Raw genomic sequence first — 1,281 nt, 5'->3', positions numbered from 1 at the left:
GCTGCGCTCGACATCGGCAAGTGCCTCAGAGGGCATCTGCTCACCCGTTGCGTCCCGTTCTTCGTGACGCAGCGCGACGCCAGCGGCGAACACGGCGACGAAGGCGTAGGTGTGCGCCATCAACGCTGCGCCATAGCAAAGCGCCATCAGACCGATGGCGAGAAACCCTTCGAGTCCCACCGCCTGGCCAAAGCGCGTCCTCAGCCGGGTCACGATCCTGACCATGCCGATACCACACGCCCAGCCTATCGCCGCCGCGCCAGACAGCCCCCACGCCACGGCCAACAGGAAAGTCGCGGGCCGGTCGCTGCCCAAGCTCGGCCAGCCGCAGAGAGCGAGGCCGATCAGCGCAACGGGATAGGCCGACCCGTCGTTGCACCCGCCTTCGCCGGACAGCGCGAAGCGCAGGGGTTCGTCGTCGCCGGCTTCCCTGACGCGCAGTTCATTCGCAAGCACGGGATCTGTCGGTGCGAGCGCCGCTGCCAGGACGAGCGCCGGCCCAAGGGCGAGGCCGCCCCAGAGCAGGCCGGCGCCAGCCACGAGGGCGACGGTGGCAAGCATCGCCGGAAAGCCGAGGCGCAGGGGAAGTCGCCACAATGGATCGCGTAGCGGCAGACGCAGGTGCATGCCGATCGCCATCAGCGAGACGACAAGACCCGTCTCAGCCACCACTCTCAACGTACGCACGTCGCTGTCGAGCGAGACGGGCAGCAGGTTCGCGCACGCCGGCCCTATCAGGAAGCCGACCGCCAGGTAGACCATCGCGCCACTGAGCGGCAGGCGGGCAACGAGCCCGCGGCCGAGCGCCATCGCGACGAGAAGCGCGCCAACGAGGAGGAACCAGAGCGCTTCCATCGGCATCTCCGAAAGGGGACGACTGTCGTCGGACTGACCGGCCGTCGCCCGCAGCGGCGCGACGGGCGCAAAGGTCGGGATGCGCCATCGATCCAGATACGGCGGGACGTCACAGACGGGGCGTTATATCAACGAGCAGGCGACAGCAGCGCTCCAGATCAGCAGTTGCATGCACAACAGGGAGGTACTTAGCCGTCTCATGGTGGCGCTCCGGTTGGATTGACGATGAGAAAAGCAATCGCCATACCGCAGCGGTCTTGAGAAGGCCGCATTCCACGATCGTGCATTATTTGCAGTCCAAAAGTAAAGATCTGCATACAGATGCGGTTGCACAACTCGTGGCACGGCGCATGCGGAACCAGTCCCACAGGTTGAGCCCTTGCGTTCCTGCGCGCAACCACGCCAGAGCCACCGCTCTGAGACCGG

Annotated in this window: 1 protein-coding gene; it reads right to left on the bottom strand. The window is 66.0% G+C overall.

Annotation, left to right across the window (positions count from 1 at the left end):
• Positions 1 to 855: cation:proton antiporter (locus KFO72_RS41825; protein ID WP_225034553.1), on the bottom strand; the 855-nt coding region annotated here is incomplete at its 3' end.
• Positions 856 to 1,281 lie beyond the last annotated feature (426 nt).

The organism is Paraburkholderia sp. XV, from assembly GCF_020177535.1.
GTDB classification, from domain to species: domain Bacteria; phylum Pseudomonadota; class Gammaproteobacteria; order Burkholderiales; family Burkholderiaceae; genus Paraburkholderia; species Paraburkholderia caribensis.
The sequence above is the reverse complement of the archived record's forward strand: the minus strand, read 5'-3'. Positions and strand labels throughout refer to the sequence as shown.